19 protein-coding genes are annotated in these 19,970 nt (G+C 55.4%); 18 read left to right on the top strand and 1 reads right to left on the bottom strand.

The window, feature by feature from the left end; all coding sequences use genetic code 11:
- Nucleotides 1–150 precede the first annotated feature (150 nt).
- The 15 genes from HOL66_01625 (at nucleotide 151) to HOL66_01555 (ending at nucleotide 15,267) form a co-directional block, all read left to right on the top strand.
- Entirely contained in the window at nucleotides 151–828 is a 678-nt protein-coding gene (locus tag HOL66_01625; protein ID MBT5242925.1) for a winged helix-turn-helix transcriptional regulator, read from the top strand.
- A complete protein-coding gene (locus HOL66_01620; protein ID MBT5242924.1) occupies nucleotides 825–1,328 on the top strand; it encodes a transcriptional activator RfaH in 504 nt (167 codons plus the stop codon). The genes HOL66_01625 and HOL66_01620 overlap by 4 nt, the downstream gene beginning before the upstream one ends.
- Before the next feature lie 108 nt (nucleotides 1,329–1,436).
- The gene (gene pseB, locus HOL66_01615; protein ID MBT5242923.1) at nucleotides 1,437–2,477 is read left to right on the top strand and encodes a UDP-N-acetylglucosamine 4,6-dehydratase (inverting); all 1,041 of its coding nucleotides are present in this window, start codon (nucleotides 1,437–1,439) and stop codon (nucleotides 2,475–2,477) included.
- Between the two features lie 13 nt (nucleotides 2,478–2,490).
- Nucleotides 2,491–3,684 carry a UDP-4-amino-4,6-dideoxy-N-acetyl-beta-L-altrosamine transaminase gene (gene pseC, locus HOL66_01610; protein ID MBT5242922.1) on the top strand — a complete coding sequence of 398 codons (1,194 nt, stop codon included), beginning with the start codon at nucleotides 2,491–2,493 and terminating at the stop codon, nucleotides 3,682–3,684.
- Nucleotides 3,677–4,465 carry a glycosyltransferase family protein gene (locus HOL66_01605; protein MBT5242921.1) on the top strand — a complete coding sequence of 263 codons (789 nt, stop codon included), beginning with the start codon at nucleotides 3,677–3,679 and terminating at the stop codon, nucleotides 4,463–4,465. Before pseC ends, HOL66_01605 begins: the two co-directional genes overlap by 8 nt.
- Nucleotides 4,462–5,526 (top strand): UDP-2,4-diacetamido-2,4,6-trideoxy-beta-L-altropyranose hydrolase, encoded by a 1,065-nt coding sequence (gene pseG / locus HOL66_01600; protein ID MBT5242920.1) that lies wholly within the window; start codon nucleotides 4,462–4,464, stop codon nucleotides 5,524–5,526. The genes HOL66_01605 and pseG overlap by 4 nt, the downstream gene beginning before the upstream one ends.
- A complete protein-coding gene (locus tag HOL66_01595; GenBank protein ID MBT5242919.1) occupies nucleotides 5,523–6,584 on the top strand; it encodes an N-acetylneuraminate synthase in 1,062 nt (353 codons plus the stop codon). The genes pseG and HOL66_01595 overlap by 4 nt, the downstream gene beginning before the upstream one ends.
- Complete coding sequence (locus HOL66_01590) at nucleotides 6,584–7,372, top strand: class I SAM-dependent methyltransferase (protein ID MBT5242918.1); 789 nt, start codon at nucleotides 6,584–6,586, stop codon at nucleotides 7,370–7,372. Before HOL66_01595 ends, HOL66_01590 begins: the two co-directional genes overlap by 1 nt.
- A gap of 117 nt (nucleotides 7,373–7,489) precedes the next feature.
- Entirely contained in the window at nucleotides 7,490–8,833 is a 1,344-nt protein-coding gene (locus HOL66_01585; GenBank protein MBT5242917.1) for a radical SAM protein, read from the top strand.
- Between the two features lie 11 nt (nucleotides 8,834–8,844).
- Entirely contained in the window at nucleotides 8,845–9,543 is a 699-nt protein-coding gene (locus HOL66_01580; protein MBT5242916.1) for a WbqC family protein, read from the top strand.
- A 50-nt stretch (nucleotides 9,544–9,593) separates the two neighbouring features.
- Entirely contained in the window at nucleotides 9,594–10,274 is a 681-nt protein-coding gene (locus HOL66_01575; GenBank protein MBT5242915.1) for a class I SAM-dependent methyltransferase, read from the top strand.
- Nucleotides 10,275–10,346: 72 nt separating this feature from the next.
- The gene (locus HOL66_01570; GenBank protein MBT5242914.1) at nucleotides 10,347–11,213 is read left to right on the top strand and encodes a hypothetical protein; all 867 of its coding nucleotides are present in this window, start codon (nucleotides 10,347–10,349) and stop codon (nucleotides 11,211–11,213) included.
- Between the two features lie 14 nt (nucleotides 11,214–11,227).
- Entirely contained in the window at nucleotides 11,228–12,427 is a 1,200-nt protein-coding gene (locus HOL66_01565; GenBank protein MBT5242913.1) for a hypothetical protein, read from the top strand.
- 2 nt (nucleotides 12,428–12,429) lie between these two features.
- Nucleotides 12,430–14,166 carry a hypothetical protein gene (locus HOL66_01560; GenBank protein MBT5242912.1) on the top strand — a complete coding sequence of 579 codons (1,737 nt, stop codon included), beginning with the start codon at nucleotides 12,430–12,432 and terminating at the stop codon, nucleotides 14,164–14,166.
- A 12-nt stretch (nucleotides 14,167–14,178) separates the two neighbouring features.
- Nucleotides 14,179–15,267, top strand: a complete 1,089-nt coding sequence (locus HOL66_01555; protein ID MBT5242911.1) for a CBS domain-containing protein — start codon at nucleotides 14,179–14,181, stop codon at nucleotides 15,265–15,267.
- Here HOL66_01555 and HOL66_01550 read toward each other — a convergent pair.
- The gene (locus tag HOL66_01550; GenBank protein ID MBT5242910.1) at nucleotides 15,264–15,902 is read right to left on the bottom strand and encodes a hypothetical protein; all 639 of its coding nucleotides are present in this window, start codon (nucleotides 15,900–15,902) and stop codon (nucleotides 15,264–15,266) included. The two genes, HOL66_01555 and HOL66_01550, sit on opposite strands and share 4 nt — an antisense overlap.
- 66 nt (nucleotides 15,903–15,968) lie before the next feature.
- Here HOL66_01550 and HOL66_01545 point away from each other — a divergent pair, with 66 nt between their 5' ends.
- From HOL66_01545 to HOL66_01535, 3 genes are read left to right on the top strand one after another with little or no spacing between them, the layout of a single operon-like run.
- Complete coding sequence (locus tag HOL66_01545) at nucleotides 15,969–17,714, top strand: hypothetical protein (protein MBT5242909.1); 1,746 nt, start codon at nucleotides 15,969–15,971, stop codon at nucleotides 17,712–17,714.
- Nucleotides 17,711–18,820 (top strand): radical SAM protein, encoded by a 1,110-nt coding sequence (locus tag HOL66_01540; protein MBT5242908.1) that lies wholly within the window; start codon nucleotides 17,711–17,713, stop codon nucleotides 18,818–18,820. The genes HOL66_01545 and HOL66_01540 overlap by 4 nt, the downstream gene beginning before the upstream one ends.
- Nucleotides 18,817–19,968: a DegT/DnrJ/EryC1/StrS family aminotransferase gene (locus HOL66_01535; protein ID MBT5242907.1), complete on the top strand. Its 1,152-nt coding sequence runs from the start codon at nucleotides 18,817–18,819 to the stop codon at nucleotides 19,966–19,968. The genes HOL66_01540 and HOL66_01535 overlap by 4 nt, the downstream gene beginning before the upstream one ends.
- The last annotated feature ends 2 nt before the right edge of the window (nucleotides 19,969–19,970 follow it).

Below are 19,970 nucleotides of genomic sequence, written 5' to 3'. Positions count from 1 at the left end.
AACAACGAGCCGGGCGGACACTATCACACGATACGGTCGAAAACCAGAAGCACTCGGTTTCACAGGCCTGTAAGCAACACCGGCATTGACGTTCACATCGTGAACGATGTAGTGTTCGTCACGTGAACGCTTAAGGAAATCAGTCATACCATGCCCAAATCGACCAGTACAAGTGCCCCGTTACCGAGCGCCGAGGGGGAGAACGAAATCACCCTCAACCTGTTGAGGGCGATACATGAGAAAAGCAACGTCACCCAGCGCTCCCTGGCAGGAGAAGTGGGAATTGCGCTGGGCTTGGCCAATTCGTATCTCAAGCGGTGCGCCAAAAAAGGCTTTATCAAGATTTCGCAAGCACCGCGAAACCGTTATATGTACTACCTGACGCCAAGCGGTTTTGCCGAAAAAAGTCGACTGACGGCCGAATATCTAACCCAATCATTTAATTTCATGCGAATCGCCCGGCACCAATGCACCGAGGCCTATGAGCACTGCGTCGAGCGTGACTGGCGGCGAATAGCCTTTTGGGGCGTCAGCGACCTAGCGGAAATTGCCATTCTTTGTGCGACGGAACATGACATCACGCCGGTCGGCCTGATCCAGCCGGACGCTGAGGCGACACATTTTCACGAGCTGCCGGTGGTATCGGATATCAGTGCTCTTGGCGGGGTCGACGCGGTCTTAATTACCAATTACTCCAACCCACAGAAAACCTATAACGACGCCCGGCGCGCACACCCGCAGAACAACGTTCTGACCCTTCCGATTCTCAACATTTCCCGCCAGGGCATGGCCGGAATAGTTCAGAACGAGGAGGCCGGGTTGCAATGATCGACTGGTACGCAGTCAACACCCATGCTCGTGCAGAATCCCGTGCCCAAGCCCACCTGAACAACCAGGGCTTCGAGACATATCTGCCGCAATACAGCCGTCAGCGTCGACATGCGCGGCGCATTGATTACGTCCGCGCGCCACTATTCCCGCGCTATTTATTCGTCAGGCTGGACATTAAAGTGGACCATTGGACGCCGGTGTTGTCGACCATTGGCGTGCAGTCGATTGTTCGTAACGGAACGCAGCCGGCTGCGATTCCCGATGGCATCATCGACGAAATCCGCGGCCGTGAAACCGAAAACGGATTGGTCTTGCTAAATGCTCTTCAGCGCTTCCGGCCCGGCGACGCGGTCACTCTCGACCACGGCCCCTTTGCCGGCCGCAATGCTTTATTTGATTCCGAGAATGACGAAAACAGAATCGTTGTTCTCCTAAACATCATGGGACGCTCGGTAAGGGTGCGCGTCCCGGCGGAGACCGTTCAGGCCTACGCCTGACGTTTATCCGTTTTACCCATCGTCAGTCCGGGAGAGCCTTTCACCCGGACTGCGGTAGCGTGCCTGAATTCAGGCCCAATCTGCACAGGGAACAAAATTGGAAACTACATGACAGCAAATACGCCATATAGAACATTCGACGAAAATTTACCTGACCTTGACGGGAAATCAATTTTAATAACCGGGGGCACCGGGTCTTTCGGTCGCGGCTTCTTAAGGAAAATTCTCGATAATTATAAGCCATCACGGCTGATCATTTTTTCCCGTGACGAACTGAAGCAAAGCGACATGGCAGAGGAAACCAAGGTCGCCGACCATCCATCGCTACGATATTTTATAGGCGATGTGCGCGACCGGTCGCGCCTTGAAATGGCCATGCATGATGTGAATATCGTGATCCATGCAGCAGCCCTAAAGCAGGTACCTGCGGCAGAATACAATCCCATGGAATGTATTCACACCAATGTTCTTGGCGCGGAAAATATCGTTCAAGCAGCACTTCGCACAGATGTGACGCAGGTGATTGCCCTTTCCACGGACAAGGCCGCCAACCCCATCAACCTGTATGGTGCAAGCAAGCTGGCTTCGGACAAAATTTTTATCGCAGCCAATAATTTAAGTGGCGCATCCGGTGCCCGGTTTTCGGTCGTGCGTTATGGTAATGTTATCGGCTCGCGAGGCAGTGTCGTGCCATTGTTCCAGAAACTTGTTGCCGCGGGCGCCGACAGCCTGCCGATCACCGATCCACGCATGTCGCGATTCTGGATTACCCTGGAACAGGGCGTAAACTTTGTCCTCTCATGCCTGGAACTTATGAAGGGCGGCGAGCTTTTTGTTCCCAAAATTCCCAGCATGACGGTTACCGATATGGCGACTGCGGTTGCTCCCGAGCTGCCCCACCATACCATCGGCATCCGGCCCGGCGAGAAATTACATGAGGTCATGATTTCGGAGGATGATTCACGCACCACCTTTGATCTTGGAGATCGCTACGTCATCATGCCGGCCTATAAATTTTGGTCGGGCGAAGAAGATACTCAAGCGCAAGGCGATCCGGTCGCCGATGGTTTTTCCTATACCAGCGACGGCAACGATGAGTGGTTGGGGCCAGAGGCGCTGCGCGAACTGATGTCCACGCCGCACCCTTGATAGAACACCTGACATGAACCAGTCTTTCCTTCCCTATGGACGGCAAATCATTGACGATGATGATATTGCCGCCGTCACCGCCACACTGAAGGGCGCACTGCTGACCACCGGACCTGCGGTCGCCGCGTTTGAATCCGCGCTGGCCGCCGCTACCGGCGCCGCACATGCGGTCAGTTGTTCCAGCGGCACCGCAGCGCTGCACCTGGCGGCACTGGCGCTGCAACTAGGCCCAGGCGACAAGGTTGTGGTGCCGACAGTCACCTTTCTTGCTACCGCCAACGCCGCCCGCTATGTCGGTGCCGACGTGGTGTTCGCCGACGTTGACCCAGACACCGGCTTGCTGGATGCGGCCCGCCTGGAAGATGCCATCATGCGGGTCGGTGGCGGTATTAGTGCCGTATTCCCGGTTCATCTGGCGGGCCAGATGGCGGACATGGCGGCGATTCGCGCGGTTGCTGATAAACATGCAATTAAGGTTGTCGAAGATGCCAGCCACGCCTTCGGTACACGCCGGGGCAATGCAGAGCGCACTGGCGATTGCCGTTACGGTGAAATGGCCTGCTTCTCGTTCCATCCGGTCAAGACCATCGCCATGGGCGAGGGCGGGGCGGTGACGACGAACGATGCAGAATTGGCCGCTCGCTTGCGCCGGTTGCGCAACCACGGCATGATCCACAACGCCGATGAATTTCGGCAGCGCGACATGGCTTGCGATGACAATGGCGAAGCCAACCCCTGGTATTATGAAATGTCGGAACCCGGATTCAACTACCGGGCCAGCGATATCCATTGTGCGTTGGGAAATAGCCAGCTTGGAAAACTTGATCGCTTCGTCACCGCACGATCCGCCGTTGTTGCCGCCTATGATCAGGCTTTGGTCGGATTAGACCCCATAGTCAGGCCACTGGCCCGCAGCGTCGATTGTACGCCCGCGTGGCACCTGTATGTGGTGTTGATCGATTTTAAAAAGGCTGGTGTTTCAAGGGCAGACGTAATGCGCCAATTGCTCGAAGCCGGAATCGGCACGCAAGTTCACTACATTCCGGTTCATACACAGCCCTATTACCGCAACCTTGATGGTGATCTTTCCCTGCCCGGAGCCGAGCGATACTACGAACGCTGCTTGTCGCTGCCGCTGTCGGCGGCCATGCAGCCTGAAGACGCGACACGGGTTGTCGCCGCGCTGAAGGACTGTTTGGATGACTAACACCGCCATCATTGTTCAGGCCCGCCTCGGGTCATCCCGGTTGCCAGGAAAGGTGCTAATGGATCTGCATGGCAAGACGGTTTTGGCTCACGTTCTGAATCGCTGTCAGGCCATCGACGGGGCCGATGTTGTTTGTTGCGCCATCCCCGAATCCCCGGATAACGACCCCATTGCAGCAGAAGCCGAACAATGCGACGCCGTCGTTTTTCGCGGATCAGAAAACGACGTGCTGGATCGCTACCTGCAGGCGGCCCGCATGGTTAAAGCGGATATCGTTCTACGTGTGACCAGCGATTGCCCGCTGATCGCGCCGGATGTCTGCGCCGATGTGCTGCGCCTTCGCGCGCAACGTGACACCGATTACGCCGGTAACAATACGCCACCCTCATGGCCGCATGGCCTGGATTGCGAGGCAATAACCGTTGCCTGGCTGGAACGGGCAGCGGCCGAGGCGACAGAACCCATGGACCGGGAACATGTCTCGCCCTACATCCGCCGCCATGCTGAGGCCCTGAAAGCCAACCTGGACGGTCCCGGCGGCGATATGCTTAACCACCGCTGGACCCTGGATTTCCCCGAAGACCTGGAATTCATGCGCAACCTGTTCGCCGTCATGCCCAAGACCGGGAAAATTCCCGGCGTCGACCAGACCCTGGCGTTGCTCGACGTGCACCCGGAAATTTTTGCCCTTAATCAGATGCACCATGATTCCGACCACGACCCGGATGCCGCTTCGGCGCACGATGCCAAACGTTATGCCCACGCCGGAGAAGCGACATGACAAAGCCGACGGTTACCGTTCGCGTAGATTGCAATGCGCGCGTCGGCTATGGCCATGTCATGCGGTGCCTGGCAGTAAGCCGTCACCTGATTGAAGACAGTGTAAAAGTTCGTTTCGTCATGTCGGCGGACAGCGACGCCGCACCGATAGAATCCCTTGGATTGCAGATCACGCGCCTGAATAATTCCGATGCCGGTATTGAGAGTCTTGCTGACGCCCTGTCGCCATCCGACGGGCCATTACTGCTTGATAGTTATGAAATCGGCACCGCCGGTCTGGGTATTTTGCATGAGGCCGGGTTCAGGATCGCAATGTTCGATGACGGCAAGCGGCTCGATGATTACCCGTGCAATCTGGTCATCGATTCCGCACCCGGTGCTTCGAACCTGGATTATCGGGGGCTTGCAAACAGCCGGTTTTGTCTGGGCAGTGACTACGTGCCGTTGCGTGACGAATTCACCAAAATGCCGCCACGCACGGGAATGCCTGAAGATGCACGCCGCATCGTTGTTACCTTCGGCGGTAGTGATCACGACGACCAAAGCGCGCGCACCATAGAAGCCCTGAGCGGATTGAATGACAACTGGCAGATCGATGTCATCCTCGGCCCCGCTTATTGCGGCCGCGCCGAAACGGTGGGGGCGGAAAACAGCGCAGTTCATCTTCACCGGAATGTCATGGATATGGCGACGCTGATGTCTCGGTCCCATATGGCTATCGCCAGCAGTGGCGGCACCGCTCTCGAACTGGCCTGTCTAGGCGTGCCGATGATTTTGCTGGGCCTGTCCGAAGATCAGGTTCCGGTGGCAACCGCCTTGGCCGCCGCCGGTGCCGCAGAATATCTGGGCTTCTGGAGTACTGTTGACGATACGGACATTGGGGATCGCGCCCAATCGTTATCGATTAACAACGAAAGCCGTCGGCGTATGAGCGCCTGCGGAAAGGCGCTGGTTGACGGGCTTGGGGCGAAACGGATCGCCACCGAGATTCTTAATATCTGGAGCGACCGCCCGATAATCGCAGAGCAGGAAACAATAGCGCCGGACACACGAACAGCATGAGCAACATTAAAATCGAAGGCCGAAACATCGGTGAAGGCCATCCGTGCTTCATTATCGCCGAGATTGGCGTCAATCATAACGGCGACGTGGACATCGCCCACAAGATGATCGACGCCATCGCCGATGCTGGTGCTGATTGTGTCAAGTTTCAGACTTTCTCCGCTTCGGAATTCGTCAACGGAGATGACGAAATTTACGAGTACATTTCGCAAGGCAAAGTGGTTCGGGAATCCCAGCTGGCCATGTTTACCCGGCTGGAAATCAACTACGGCGATTTCGGCAAGTTGTTGGAACATGCGCGGCAGCGCGGCTTGGTCGCGTTCTCGACACCAACGGATCCGGCGGCGGCTGACCTGCTGGAGGGCCTGGGCGTCAATGCATACAAGATCGGTTCCGACGACCTTGTTTACACACCATTTTTAAAATACATCGGCGCCAAGGCCAAACCGGTGATCATTTCAACCGGCATGGCAGATGTAGATGACATCAAGCGCGCGCTGGATGCGTTTCGTTCTGTCGGTAACGATGAGATTGCCATTCTGCATTGCATTTCGCTTTACCCAACGCCGCCGGAGCAGGCTAACCTGAACCAGATAATCAGCCTGAAAGAGATGTTTCCTGACAATGTTATCGGATTTTCAGATCACAGTGAAGGGATCACGGCTGATCTGGGCGCGACGATGCTGGGAGCACACATTATAGAGAAACATTTTACACTCGATAAAAATATGCAGGGCCCTGATCAGTGGTTTTCAATGGATCCGGAAGAGTTAACCGATTTAGTGAGCAACGTACGTCGTCTGGAAGCCAGCATGGGTTCGGCGAGCCTGACACCAACGTCGGGCGAGGTTGAAATGCGCCGCGCGGCCCGCCGCTCAATCGTCATTAACCGGGATCTTGCGGCGGGGTATATCCTGTCGGAAAGTGATATCCGCTATCAGCGTCCTGGCGATGGCCTGATGCCCTATGAGATTGATCGCGTGGTGGGCCGAGCGCTTGCACAGGATCTGGCAGCCAATACGCTTCTCAGCCTAGATCATCTGGAAGGTGAAGGTTGATGTCTTCTGTCCCTTCAACTTCGTCGAAAGATTTTTGGGAAAAGCAGGGCCGCGAACATGGCGCAAGTAAATTGGCAGTTAACTTCGACCCTATTGGAGAGGAGCTACCGTTCAAGATGCTGGAAGAAGAAGTGGCGGACGGTTTGGCGGTTTGCGATTTAGGTTGCGGTAATGGCCGGACCCTTCTGCGTCTTGCCGAAGCCCGTTCGAACGGCTATTTCGTCGGCTTTGACTTTGCCGAGAGCATGATAGAGACGGCCGAGCAGCGCCGCCTTGAAATGGGCCTGAACAATGTTTCTTTCCATGTGTTTGATGCTTCAAAAGACACTATGGTTGCGGATTACATTGGTGCGCAGGACATCGTTCTGACGAAAAGGCTTCTTGTAAATGTTCGCGGAGCGGCAAAAAAGAATGCCGTGCAACTTGTGCACAGTTTGCTTAAATACGGCGGAAAGTACATCATGATGGAATGCTTTAGCGGCCCGCTTGCCCGCATCAACGAAATTCGCGAAAAGCTCGATCTTGAGGCCATACAGGTCAACTCCTTCAACGAGTATCTTGAAGATGATTTCCTTGAATTCCTGTCTCCACTTTTTGAAATTGAGAAAAAGATCGATTACGAAAGTCTGTACTACTTTATTTCCCGTATTTTTAATGCTGTTCTGTCAGACGGGGAGCCGGCCTACGATGCACCAATCAATAAGCTTGCCGAAAACTTGATGAAGATGGGGGTTAACCCCATCGAAGGATATTCCCCGGAAGTAGGATACATCCTGAAAAAAAGATAACCGGCTTCAGGGTTTCTTTTTACTTATGGAAATCCGTTTTGATCATAGCTATGTCAACTAACGCCCCGGAATTTCTGGTCCAAAATTAGTTCGACAAGAAAAGTAAGGAACCGTGCGATGAAGAAAATAGATATGCTGCTCGCCTATCCAAAGCCGACGGATGATTCCCCGACGCAGCTGACCCCACTGTCGATCCTGCATCCGGGCGCCTATTTCGAGGCCCAAGGCAAGACGGTGGCCTATTTTGACGAACGCTTCGACTCGCCCGAGATGCTTGATGACCTGATCAAGGACTCTAGCGAGATCGGAGTCAGCGCGTTTACCGGTTTTCAGGTCGGCCACGCGGCTCGCATTCTGCAGCGCGCCAAGCAACTGAACCCGTCGATTATCACCGGTGTCGGCGGCTATCATCCGCGCACCGTCGGTGGCGCCGAGGTGCTGGCCGAGCCGTTCGTCGACAAGGTGTGGATGGAGCCGACCTACGGCGAAGACCTGTTCGCCTACAACGACCAGACGCGCATTCATTTCGAACGCACGGAAATGCAGTACTTCACGTCGCGCGGCTGTCCGATGCCGTGTTCGTTCTGCGCCCTGCGTTCGCCATGGGAGCCCCAGGACGTGTCGCGGCTGGACCGGGAACTGAAGACCATTCACGACGATATCGGCTTCAAGGAAATCTCGTTCTCCGATCCGAATATCGGCTTCGGCTCCTGGAAGGGTGAGGACGGCAAGACGCAGCGCATGGATCGGGTCCAGCGGATCAGAGACATCGGCAAAATAATGAATGATCTGGGCGTGCGCTGGGACGGCAATATCCGCTCCCCCTACCTGACCCACGAAATGGTCGATGCGCTCGTCGAATCAAAATGTTTCTCGATTGAAATAGGCTGCGAGTCCGGCAACGACTATTTCCTGAAAAAAGTGATCCGCAAGGGTCACGGCATCGAGGCCATCAAGCAAGCGGCGCGGAACGTTCGCGGTTCCGGCATTTCAATTATGTACAGCTTTATCGCCTACATGCCGCGCGAAACGCCGGAAATGCTTGCCGATACTTTCGACCTGATTGACTGGATCGTCGATACCGACCCGGACGCCCGGGTATCGATGTACCACTATGCGCCCTATCCGGGCAGCCCAATGTACGAGGACGCAATCAACGGGGTGGAGGGCTTCCCCAAATTCACGCCGCCGACGACGATGCAGGGATGGGGCGACCTGCGCCTGATGGTGTCGCCGATCTACTGGATCGCCGGGCTGAACTTCCGCATGGACAACACGCGCAAAAATTTCCCCGGTGACGATTGGCGGAAGATCGAGCCCTATGTCAAACTGGCGCAGGACAAATGGCGAAAGCGGGAAATGGATGAATTTCCGTGCGCCGAGGTCGAGGCCCTGATCGGGGAACAGATTCGCAAACACAATCTGGGCGCTAGTGTGTTCCTGGCCGAGACCGGCGTTTAGGCTTCTCCTAAATGATTCTGACGGCGCACCAGCCGGTCTATCTGCCGTGGCTTGGGTTGTTCCACAAGATCGCCCTTGCCGACCGTTTTGTCTCGTTCAACCAGGTCCAGTATCAGCCGAAGGACTGGAACAACCGGAACCGGGTGAAGACGCCGCAGGGCCCGGTCTGGCTTTCCGTTCCGGTGAAGCGCAAGGGCTATCTGGAAAAAAAGATTTGCGATATCGAAATCAACAACGATGTCAAATGGCGGCACAAGCACTGGAACACTCTGCTGCATAACTATGGCAAGGCGCCCCATTTCAGCAATTACGCCGAGTACTTCGAAGACGTCTATAGCCGGCAATGGAAGACTCTGACCGAGCTCAACGAATCGATGCTGGCCTGGTTCCTGTCCGAACTAGGCATTAACGCCCCGATCATTTCGGCGGGCGATCTAGACCTGCAGGGGGCCAAAAGCGACCTGGTTCTTGACATGTGCAAGAAGCTGGATGCCGACATATACATTTTTGGCGAACAGGGTCGGGGTTACGCCGACGAAGCGACATTCGAAGCGGCCGGAATTAAGCCGCTGTTCCAGGACTACCGCCATCCGGTATACGCCCAGCAACAGGGCGATTTCATCAGCCATCTGAGCATCGTCGACTTGCTCTTCAATTGCGGCGGCGACAGCCTGGACATTTTGATGTCGGGTAATCTCGCCGCCGCCTGAGACGTACCGGGTCGTCCGCCAGCTCGAAACAGATTGAAAGATAGCGCCGAATGGCTTTTTCACGCGACGAGTGGGAGCACCTGTATGCGTCCGGCCGCCATGACATCCGGTGGCCGTGGAGCAACGTCATTACCTACGTCCACCGTTTCGCCAAACCGGCGAGGCCGGACTTTCGTATTCTCGAACTGGGCTGCGGGCCGGGCACCAATATCCCCTTTTTCAAAACCCTGGATGCAGACTACCGGGCGGTCGAAGGCAGCGCCAACGCGGCCGAAACCGCGAAGGCTAATTTCCCCGATTGGACGGACCGCATTGACGTTTGCGACTTCACAACAGACATCCCCTTCGACGGGCCGTTCGATGCGGTCATAGAACGCGCCTCGCTCAGCCACAACCCGACCGCCGACATTCGCCGCTGCCTTGAGCTGGTCGGTGAACGACTCGCGCCCGGCGGCGTGTTCATTGGCTTGGACTGGTTTTCCATCAGGCACACGGAATACACCGGTGGCCAGCAACTGGACGACCGCTTCACGCGGACCGGCTACGACGACAGCTCTTATGCGTTCGCCAATGCGGGAACCGTTCATTTTTCCGACGAAAAACATTTACGCGACCTGTTTGGAGGTTTTGAAATCGAGTACCTGCAACACAACGAACGTCAGCACGTTTTCCCGCAAGCCGGATACATATTGGCGACATGGGACATCGTCGCCAGGACGCCTGTCGTTTAAGTGACGCAAGGAATATAACGCCCGCCAGTCGTTGGGTGAGCGGCCCTAATCAGCATGAAAGATAAGAGTTAATTGACTAGGACACGACAACAAAACATCGAACATCTTAAGGATATTCTTGAAAACGATCAGGGCCGGTTCGGCAATTATCAAGAACTGCCGCCGCTGCTGTTTGAGCGAATTCCCGAGCTGGAACAGATTGGCTCCTACTTCCGGAAGGCGACCCTGCCGGTCGATTCCCCGCGCTATACCTGGTTGCGCGAGCAGCTTCCCGATGGCCTTTCCTCGGCCATCGATATTGGTGCGAATCTGGGGTTTTTCAGCCTTTCCCTGGCCGCGGAGTACGGCATCGAGGCGACCGCCTACGAACAGCTTGGAATTTATTCCGAAGCCTGTGAGGCGCTTGCTGACCTGGCCGGACTGGATGACAAGGTTATTTGCCGAAGCGGCGAATTAATCGTCGATAAATTACCGGAACAATTATCGGTTGCGGACTTATCGATACATTTAAGTGTCCTGCACCATGCCGGGGAAGTGTTCGATGTCGATACCGTCAAGAAAATGGGCGGCTGGCGCGCGTATGCGCTGGAGACGCTACACATTCTAGGTGACAAAACGAGCCACCTGTTTTTCCAAACAGGAAACCTGTTAGGGGGCCGGCCCGACCTTCCGGTGCTTTTTGATGGCCGCGAGACCGTGCCGTTTATTCGACAGTTGCTTGAAGATGCAGGATGGACCATCGAGGCCACCGGAATCGTCGTCGAGCCGGAGACACTGAAATTCGCGACCTTCGGTCCGCAGGAGCTCGATCAGGCGCCATCGATCTGGTGTCGGCGTGATGCCGATAGTGGCCTTGTCGCCTACTTTATCGGCGAGGAATGCATCGGCAGGTTGGCCACCGGCCATGCCCAGCGACCCCTGTGGTTCTGCAAACGTTAGGGCCTGACGGGAAGATGAAGCGTCCGGCATTTTTGTATATCGGGGGATCTGGCGCACAAAGCGCCAGTATCCGCGCCATTAGCGAACAGGGGATCGTGTCCGTATTGACGGATATTTCACCGGACGCCCCGGCGCGCAAAGATGCCGACCGGTTCGAAGGCATAAGCGCCACGGACGCCGATTCCCTGATGGACTTGGCCGGCAAGCTTGCGGAGGATTATGATCTTCTGGGCGCCTATGCGGGGGCCGACCATGCTTATCCGGCGATCGGCGAAATCGTCGATAAACTGGGTCTTGTCCAAGGGCCGTCCATGGCCTACGGCAAGGCCAGCGATAAAGTTACGGCGGCGGAAATCTGGGAAAAAACCGGAATTCGTGTTCCCGAGATGATCTGGTGCGGAACGCGTGAAGGCCTGACGCCCGAGGGCGATCCAACGTTTTTGGAAAATCCCGATGCGGCAATCGTCATCAAGCCATCAAACATGGATTACAGCCGTGGTGTCAGTATGCTTTCGGTTCCTGATCGCTATTCCATTCGCAAGGCGCTCGATGGTGTTTTTGAGCATGCCGAAGAGGCGGTCATTCAGAAAATTGCCGAGGGCGACCTTGTCAATGTCGATGGGTTAATGGTCGATGGCGGCTACTACCCCCTGACAATCATCGAACGGCACATCCATCCGAATGGCCGCTGTCAGAATTTTTTTGGCATATCACCGGCCCCGCTTGCCGCCGCGACGGAACACGCGCTGCATGCACAGGCGGCACAAGCGGCACGGGCGCTGGGACTTCAAAATGGCTTATTTACCATTGACGTCATCGTCAATGGTACGGAGCTGACACTCCTAGAATTAAGCCCCCACTCGACAGTCAACGGTGACGGGTTCAAGGCCTGGCTGGCCTATCTTCAGGGTGACCCGGACTGGCGGCATAAGCTGCCCGAGGAAGGCTCCCGGGAGGTTGTGGCATACACGATGTTTTATGCGGAACGGCCGGGCGTCGTAACGGATATTGAGGGCCTGAAGACCCAGCGGGCGCGACCCGACGTGACTTCGTTTGACGTGCTGAGGGAGCCGGGAAAAGAAGTCCGGGAAATTAACGGCTTTCGCGATATCTGTGCCAAGGCGTGGCTGACCGGCGACGCATACGATTCCGTTCGAAACGCGATTAGGGACATCCATCAGAACCTTCGCTTCAAGACAACACAGGCCAACTAAGGGTGTCGGACATCACGGCAACAGCGCCCATGCGACGTATTGTTCTCGACAGAATTACCAATGATTTTGATCCGGAGCACGACCTGCCGTTGGGGCCGTGGAATTTTCTCGGCGCGGAAGACGTCTACGGCGGCTGGGAAAATTTGCCCTTCGTGCCGACGTTTGACGGCTCGGAAAAGCTTATCGCATCGGACCGCTGCCACCTGCTGATCGAACATCAAATTTTGCGCCTGGCCCGAATTCTGAACGAAAGACACGGCCGACAGTATGGCCCTCTCTTCTGGCGGATCATTTTAACACCCTGGGTGATTACCGTTGTTCATCAATCCTGGCGGACATTTATCCATGCCCGGAAATTCATCTCACGGTACGGCAATGAAGCGCTCAGTTTTCCCGCCTATGAAAAGGTCGTTGAATGGGATTTCGTTGATTATGAGGACTTCTTTTATCGCGGGTTCAGTGGACTTGAGTTTTCGGCCTGGTTTTTTTCGCAGGTGTTTCAGGAAATGCGACCGCAAGCCTGGAAAGCCATAAACGCCCCGCTTTCCGTGCCGCTCCCAAGGAAGAACGCGGCTCGTGTTATTACGTCGTCAGGGATGGTTCCTGTTCGCCGAATACTGCGTTCCCATCTCGACAGGCTGCCCTTTACGAACGTCATCGGCGTTGGCTTCGAAAAACTGTTGTTTTCGGCTTTTTTGAAAGCCCTGCCGTGTCGGGAATCGCCGGACAAGTCGATCCTGCCACGAGACAGCGATCCCGAAACCTATTTCCCGGCAGGCTACCTTGCGATCCTGAACTGGCTGCTTGATGTTGCGATGCCCCGGCCGTTGCGCCAGGATTTTGAGAAATTCGAAAAAGAAGCAGCAAAGCAAAAGTTCAAAAAAGGCCGCCTGCAAATAGGCGCCCCCGATGCGGTCAATACAAAGGAAAGATTCCATGTCGCGATGGCCGCCGAAAGGGGCCAAAAAATTATTATGAGCCAGCATGGTGGCGCCTACGGAACGTTACGAATTATCGCCACCGCGCCACATGCCGAATATCCGCACCACGCTTTCATTACCTGGGGATGGAAACGGCAGGAAGACCACGGCTGCAATGCCTTGCCCCTGCCGTCGCCATTTCTCAGCAAGTTGCGCGACAGGCATTCATCCCGCGACGACTCGTTGATCCTTGTCGGCACCAGAATGACCCCCGGCACACCGGCGATTTTTTCGTCGCCCGAACCGGAAGAATGGCTTGAATACCGCCGCGATAAAGTCGCTTTTGTCCAGGCGTTGCAGTCAAGTGCCCGTGCCGCCCTTATGTACCGGCCCTATTCCAGAGCCGATTCCGCACTCGATGACGAACCGTTCATGCGCGGGAATGTCGGCGACCTTAATATTCAGAGAGGGGACCTGCATGAGGCGATGCTCGGGTGTCGGCTGTTGGTTCTCGATCACCCCATGACGACGCTCCATATAGCCATGGCGGCGAACGTTCCGACGATTGGCTTCTGGCTTGATGACGCCTGGCCCTTGTGTCGGCAAGCGGAACCCATATTCGGGGCCCTGCGATCGGCCAAGATACTCTTTGATGGCCCGGAACCGGCAGCCGAACACGTCAACGAAGTATGGGGTGACGTGACAAAATGGTGGCTTGATCCGTTTACCCGGCAAGCCCGCCAGGATTTTTGCGACCAGTACGCCCTGACCAGCCGCACATGGTGGTGGGACTGGTTGAAAGCTTTCTACAAGGTATGATGTATTAGCGCCATGACACATCCCGATCTCTATCCCGAATCGGCCGACGACATCATCGTCGCGCCCGGTGTCCCGATCATCAAGGCGGTCGAGGTTCTGGCCGAAGCCCATAAACGCATCGTTCTGGTCGCCGATGACCGGCGCCGGCTTCTCGGCATCCTGACCGATGCCGACATCCGATATGCTTTGTTGAAAAAGGTCGATTTTCAGGCCCCGGTGGAAGACATCATGGTCACCGACCCGGTGACGGTGCGGGCATCAATGGCGGCGAGCGACGTGCTGCGCCTGATGGAGCATCACCAGTGTTATGAGATCCCGGTTCTGGATGAAGACGACCGCATCGTCGGCGTTCATCTTATCGACAAACTGTTGAACCAGGCGCCCGGGCGGCGACGGGGCGGAATAGCGGTGATCATGGCTGGGGGGCTGGGCACCCGGCTGCGACCGCTGACCGATTCGACCCCGAAGCCGCTGATCCCCGTCGGCGACAAACCGATCCTGTTTATTCTGATGGACCGGCTTCTCGAGGCCGAATTCTCGACCATCCATATCACGCTGAACTATAAGGGCGAGGCGATCCGCGAGGCGATCGCCAGGGAGCCGCGATTCGATGGCGCCGTTTCCTTTATCGAAGAAGGCGAACCGCTCGGCACGGCGGGCGCCCTGTCGCTGATCCCCGAACGCCCTGACGAAAGTTTTCTGGTTATCAACGGCGACCTGCTGACCGGTGTTGCCATGAAGGAACTTTTGCATTTCCACGCCTTCGAGGACAACGCCGTCACCGTGGCGCTGAAAGAACAACGCGACCAGAGCCAGTACGGCGTCGCCGAGCTGGAGGGAACCCGGATCGTTAGGATTGAGGAAAAGCCCGTGCGCACGGAATTCATCAACACCGGCCTTTACGCGGTGCATCCGTCGGTGTTGGATCACATTCCAAAAGACCGGTTCATGAACATGACGGATGTGGTCGATAAACTGCTGGCCGCCAATGCCCGGGTCGGCGGATTCCCCGTCCATGAATACTGGCTCGATATCGGCGAGCCGAAAAGCCTAAAGAAGGCGAACGAGGATTTCCCGAAATTTTTCGATAAGCCGGACTAAAGCAGGTGACGCACGACCTGGAAGGTTTCGGCGTGCGAGACGTTCCACGACAGCCCGGCGAGGGCAGCTTGATGGTGCACCTGATCGCGCCACTTCCCGTCGGTCCGTTTGAATTCGGATTCGAAAATTGCCAGCAGATCCAGTTTGTCTTCAAGGGTATCGCCGATATCTACACAAATGCGCCCGTCGAACGCCGTCGTCCCATGATAAAGATTGCTGGCATACATCAAAATGCTGGGAACATGGCGGCAGGCGTGCAGGCTGGAGACACCGATGGCGCGATGGTCGGTATGGGAATCGCCATCCCAGTGGGTGACCACCAGGTCGGGGTGGATGTCTTCGATAACGGCGAGGATCGCCGAGTTGAGGGCATTACCAGGTTCGAGTCCGAAGGTCTTGAAATCGCCCTGGACGAGATTGGCGCCGATGCGTTCGGCGGAAATCCGGGCCTCCGTCAGGGCGGTTTCGGTGGCACGGATAACCGTTCCATCGTGTTTCGCATATCCTGACTCGGTTACCACATAAATGAAAATTTCATGGCCTTCCCGCGCCCATTTTAGCAGGCTACCGCCACACCCGAGTTCGACATCATCGGCGTGTGCGCCGATCGCCAGGACTTTCATTTTGTAATCCATAACAGTTCCATCATTGTCAAAGTTCGCTACAAATTTGCACACAAACGAAGGCCGGAGACAACCCCGTTGAAAACATTTCTGGTGCTGTCGGAAACGACGCTCATCCCGCTGCTGGTCTTCGGGTTGATGCGGTACGAAGTCCATATTGTCGGGGTGTTGCCGCACACCCGCTTCCTGCGGGGGCCGTTACGGGCGGTCGCAGCGCTGGCGTTTCGGCTTGGCCTGGTCCGCGACGTCAAGGCCATTTCCGCCGATCTGTCTTGGATCGAAGGCCTGCCGGGTGACGGGCGTTTTAACGACATATTTCAAACCGTCGCCGACCGGTTAGCCGAAATTTATCCTCAGCCGGACGCGGCATCGGCCGTTGCCGAATACGGTTACGCTATGCGCAAGTGCCTGACCGATTACACAACCGACGTCATCTCGGTGCTGGTACTGATTAAGTGGGTCGAGGAAAACCGGCAGCCCGACACCTGGAAACTGGTCGGCGCGCCGCCGCTGATGGGGCGAGTATATCAGCTATATTTCGATCGCGAGCCGCCCTTCAAGGGGAACGGCGGGCGGCTGCTTCGGCCGCTGTACAACATCCTGAACGGACTGGGTATTCTGGTTGCGGCCCTGGGCTGGTTGGCCCTGAGGACCCGACCAACTCCGGCCCTCCTGCAAAAATATCACCTCGCCGTTGATATCATCAGCCTGCGGTTTGAACGCGAGTTGCTGAAAAACCTCACCGACGACCCATCCGAAGCCTTGTTGGTCTATCGAACTGAGGCGACGCGGCAAAATTTCAAACGGAATTTCCAGGAATACTCCGGCTGTGTGTTGGGCGACGCAAGGACTGACGTTGCTAGGTTTGCGAAACTGTCGGCGGCGTTGGTTGGTGACATGTGGCGGCTCTGGAAAACGACTTCATCGGTGGAGCCGGGGCTGTTCGGTCGGTACTGCACCCTGGTCGGCAAGCGGGCGATGTTCGCCGCATTTTTCCAACGCCACCAACCGCGCTTTTTTTTCGGTCGCGATGACTATTCGATCGATCACATCATCCGCAATCAGGAACTCCGCAAAGTCGGTGGAACGTCGATTGGGATGATGCATGGGATTCCAACCAACACCTATATTTCGGAATGGAACGAAGTTGATTTCGACATCTACCTGGTGATGGGCTGGCATTTGTATGAAAAATTTTACCGGGATATGTGGCCATCCCACATGAAAGTTGTTGCCACGGGATGTTTTCGCATGACCCCGGAATACTTTGCCCGGCGTCACCAAACCCGCCCCGATGACATTGCCTATTTCCCGATCGTGCATCGGAATTCGGATTTCCTGATGGCGGAAACGTTTCGCGTCGCCGAACATTTTTCCGACAGGACTGTTTACGTAAAAATGAAAGCCGGACGGGGGGATGTCGAACAACAACGCTTCGAACGCCAGGTGGAGCAGGCACCGGCAAACGTCGTCATCTACGAAGATGTCGTCGCCTACGACCTGCTGCTGAAAATTTCCTATGCCCTTGGCGCCGGAACAACGGTGTCGGCAGAAGCGGTTTGCTTTGGCGTTAAGTCATTCGTGTTCGACGCGGATCCAAAATTCAAAAAATACTATTTCCGGAACTTTCCGGAAATCATCGTTGAAACCGCCGATGACGTCATCCAAAAGATCGAAGATATAGAAGCCGGGCGGGCGACATACAATTTCGACGGTCTGGACGAAATGATCGCAATGCCCGATCAGGATTTTTTCTCAGTTATGCGGCATACAATTGAAACTTATACAGACGATTCACAGACGGGAGCTTTCGCATCACCATGAGCACCACTCCAATAAATAAAGGCCAGTTCACTCTGGAAACCGCTGAGCGCGAGGCCGCATTCGAAGCCAAACGAGGCAGCGGCTGTGAAGATGCCTACAAGGAAAACCGTCGCCAGTGGGAAGACTTTGCAAAACAGCAAAAAATTGCCGACTACCCGCTGCACGTGGATCTTGAATTGGCTTCCATCTGCAATCTGCGATGCCCCATGTGTTACACGATTTCTGATGAATTCAAGAAAAAGGTCAACGCCAAAATCATGGACTTTGATCTGTTCACCCGACTGATCGACGAGTGTGTCGAAGGCGGTGTTTATTCAATTCGCCTAAGCTTCAGAGGGGAGGCCTTCCTGCATCCCCAGGTCGTTGAGTGTGCCCGCTATGCCAAGGAACGCGGCATCAAGGAAGTCTCGTCCCTGACCAACGGCTTGCGTCTCGATGAAGCGATGTTCAAGGAGATGATGGATGCGGGTATCGACTGGTTGACGTTTTCCATCGACGGCACGCATGAAACATATGAGAATATTCGCCGCCCATCGAAGTTCGATGACATGGTGGCGAAGTTAACCGCCTTCCAGAAAATCAAGGATGATGCCGGTTCGGTCAAACCCGTCATTAAGGTTCAAAGTATATTGCCTGCCATAGAAGGCGATCCAGAAGCGTTCTATAATATTTTCGCCCCCATATCCGATATGGTCAGTTCAAACCCGTTGATTGATTTCCATCAGGACACCCGGGACCTTCCGAAGATCCCGGATTTTTCCTGCCCGCAAATTTATCAACGCCTTGTGATCGGTGCAGATGGCCTTTGCATGATGTGTTCTAACGATGAAATTGGAGATTTCATCGTTGGCGATGCCAACACGCAGACCATTCACGAAATCTGGCATGGCCCGAAAATGACCCAGGTTCGGACCTGGCATACGACGCATCAGGGCTGCGAAAAGCTTGGACCCTGTGCGCAGTGTTATCTACCGCTGGAAACCTTTGACGATGACGTGATGGTCGGCACCCGAAGTGTGGTGGCTGAAAAATATGTGGACGGTGAAACGTCAGTCTCCAATCTGAATACACCGGACGGCTGGAAAAGAAAGAATCTTTCCGCATGACTTGGCAGGTCCCCTATTTTGATCTTCGTCTTGGCGATGAAGAAAAGCAGGCGGTTATGGAGGTGCTGGACAGCAACTGGCTGACCGCCGGTCCCAGGACGGAACAGTTCGAAAAGGATTTCGCCGGTGCCCTCGATATAGAAGCTACCTCCGCTATCGCAGTGACAAACTGTACCGCCGCGCTGCATTTGGCGGTTGTCGCACTGGGCATTGGTCCCGATGACGAAGTTATTTGTCCATCCCTTACCTTTGTCGCCACGGCCAATGCCATTCGGTATGCCGGGGCGACGCCGGTTTTCGCGGATATCTGTTCGACATCTGATTGGACGATCGACCCCGACGATATTGAACGCAAGATCACGCCCAGAACCAGGGCCATTATTGTTGTCCATTATGGAGGCTACGCCTGCAACATGGACCGGGTCATGGAAATTGCAGAACGCCATGGATTGAAGGTCATCGAAGATGCCGCCCATGCGCTGGTATCGGAATGGTACGGCCGCAAACTTGGTACGATTGGTGATGCCGGGTGCTTCAGCTTTTTCAGCAACAAGAACATGACCACCGGCGAAGGCGGCATGATTGTAACGCCGCACCCCGAGGTGGCCGACCGTATGCGTGTGATGCGGTCGCACGGCATGACCAAAAGCAGTTATGATCGGTTTAAAAGCCATGTCTTCGGCTACGACGTAACAGAGCTGGGCTTCAATTTCCGGATCGACGAAATCAGGTCATCGCTGGGCATTGTGCAGCTAAAGGCGCTGCCGGAAAAAAATATTCTGCGGAAAAAAGTGATTGCCCGTTATCGGAAGTTGCTACAAGAACATGTGCCCGATGTGACGTCTCCGTTCGGTGATCATCCGGGGAAAAGCGCCTATCATGTGTTCCCGGTCCTGCTTCCAAAAGATGGACCGGGCCGTGACAGTGTTATGAAATCGATGGAAGCCGATGGCATCCAGACCAGCATTCACTACCACCCCATTCATCTTTTCCAGGCCTTCGAAGGATATTCCGCCAACGTGCCGATTACCGCGGATATAGCACCACGGATTGTGTCGCTGCCGCTGTATCCGCATCTGCCCGATGAGGCTGCTGCTAGCGTCATCAAGGCTCTAAAAACTGGACTAAATATTAAGAATAGAAATTAAAC

The organism is Rhodospirillaceae bacterium (assembly GCA_018662005.1).
In the GTDB taxonomy this organism is placed as follows: Bacteria; Pseudomonadota; Alphaproteobacteria; order Rhodospirillales; family JABHCV01; genus JACNJU01.
This window is presented reverse-complemented; position numbering and strand designations above follow the sequence as displayed.

Bases quoted from the DNA above. Each gene is read 5' to 3' on its own strand.
- HOL66_01625 (MBT5242925.1), top strand. From the start codon at position 151: ATGCCCAAATCGACCAGTACAAGTGCCCCGTTACCGAGCGCCGAGGGG.
- HOL66_01620 (MBT5242924.1), top strand. From the start codon at position 825: ATGATCGACTGGTACGCAGTCAACACCCATGCTCGTGCAGAATCCCGT.
- pseB (MBT5242923.1), top strand. From the start codon at position 1,437: ATGACAGCAAATACGCCATATAGAACATTCGACGAAAATTTACCTGAC.
- pseC (MBT5242922.1), top strand. From the start codon at position 2,491: ATGAACCAGTCTTTCCTTCCCTATGGACGGCAAATCATTGACGATGAT.
- HOL66_01605 (MBT5242921.1), top strand. From the start codon at position 3,677: ATGACTAACACCGCCATCATTGTTCAGGCCCGCCTCGGGTCATCCCGG.
- pseG (MBT5242920.1), top strand. From the start codon at position 4,462: ATGACAAAGCCGACGGTTACCGTTCGCGTAGATTGCAATGCGCGCGTC.
- HOL66_01595 (MBT5242919.1), top strand. From the start codon at position 5,523: ATGAGCAACATTAAAATCGAAGGCCGAAACATCGGTGAAGGCCATCCG.
- HOL66_01590 (MBT5242918.1), top strand. From the start codon at position 6,584: ATGTCTTCTGTCCCTTCAACTTCGTCGAAAGATTTTTGGGAAAAGCAG.
- HOL66_01585 (MBT5242917.1), top strand. From the start codon at position 7,490: ATGAAGAAAATAGATATGCTGCTCGCCTATCCAAAGCCGACGGATGAT.
- HOL66_01580 (MBT5242916.1), top strand. From the start codon at position 8,845: ATGATTCTGACGGCGCACCAGCCGGTCTATCTGCCGTGGCTTGGGTTG.
- HOL66_01575 (MBT5242915.1), top strand. From the start codon at position 9,594: ATGGCTTTTTCACGCGACGAGTGGGAGCACCTGTATGCGTCCGGCCGC.
- HOL66_01565 (MBT5242913.1), top strand. From the start codon at position 11,228: ATGAAGCGTCCGGCATTTTTGTATATCGGGGGATCTGGCGCACAAAGC.
- HOL66_01555 (MBT5242911.1), top strand. From the start codon at position 14,179: ATGACACATCCCGATCTCTATCCCGAATCGGCCGACGACATCATCGTC.
- HOL66_01550 (MBT5242910.1), bottom strand. From the start codon at position 15,902: ATGGATTACAAAATGAAAGTCCTGGCGATCGGCGCACACGCCGATGAT.
- HOL66_01540 (MBT5242908.1), top strand. From the start codon at position 17,711: ATGAGCACCACTCCAATAAATAAAGGCCAGTTCACTCTGGAAACCGCT.
- HOL66_01535 (MBT5242907.1), top strand. From the start codon at position 18,817: ATGACTTGGCAGGTCCCCTATTTTGATCTTCGTCTTGGCGATGAAGAA.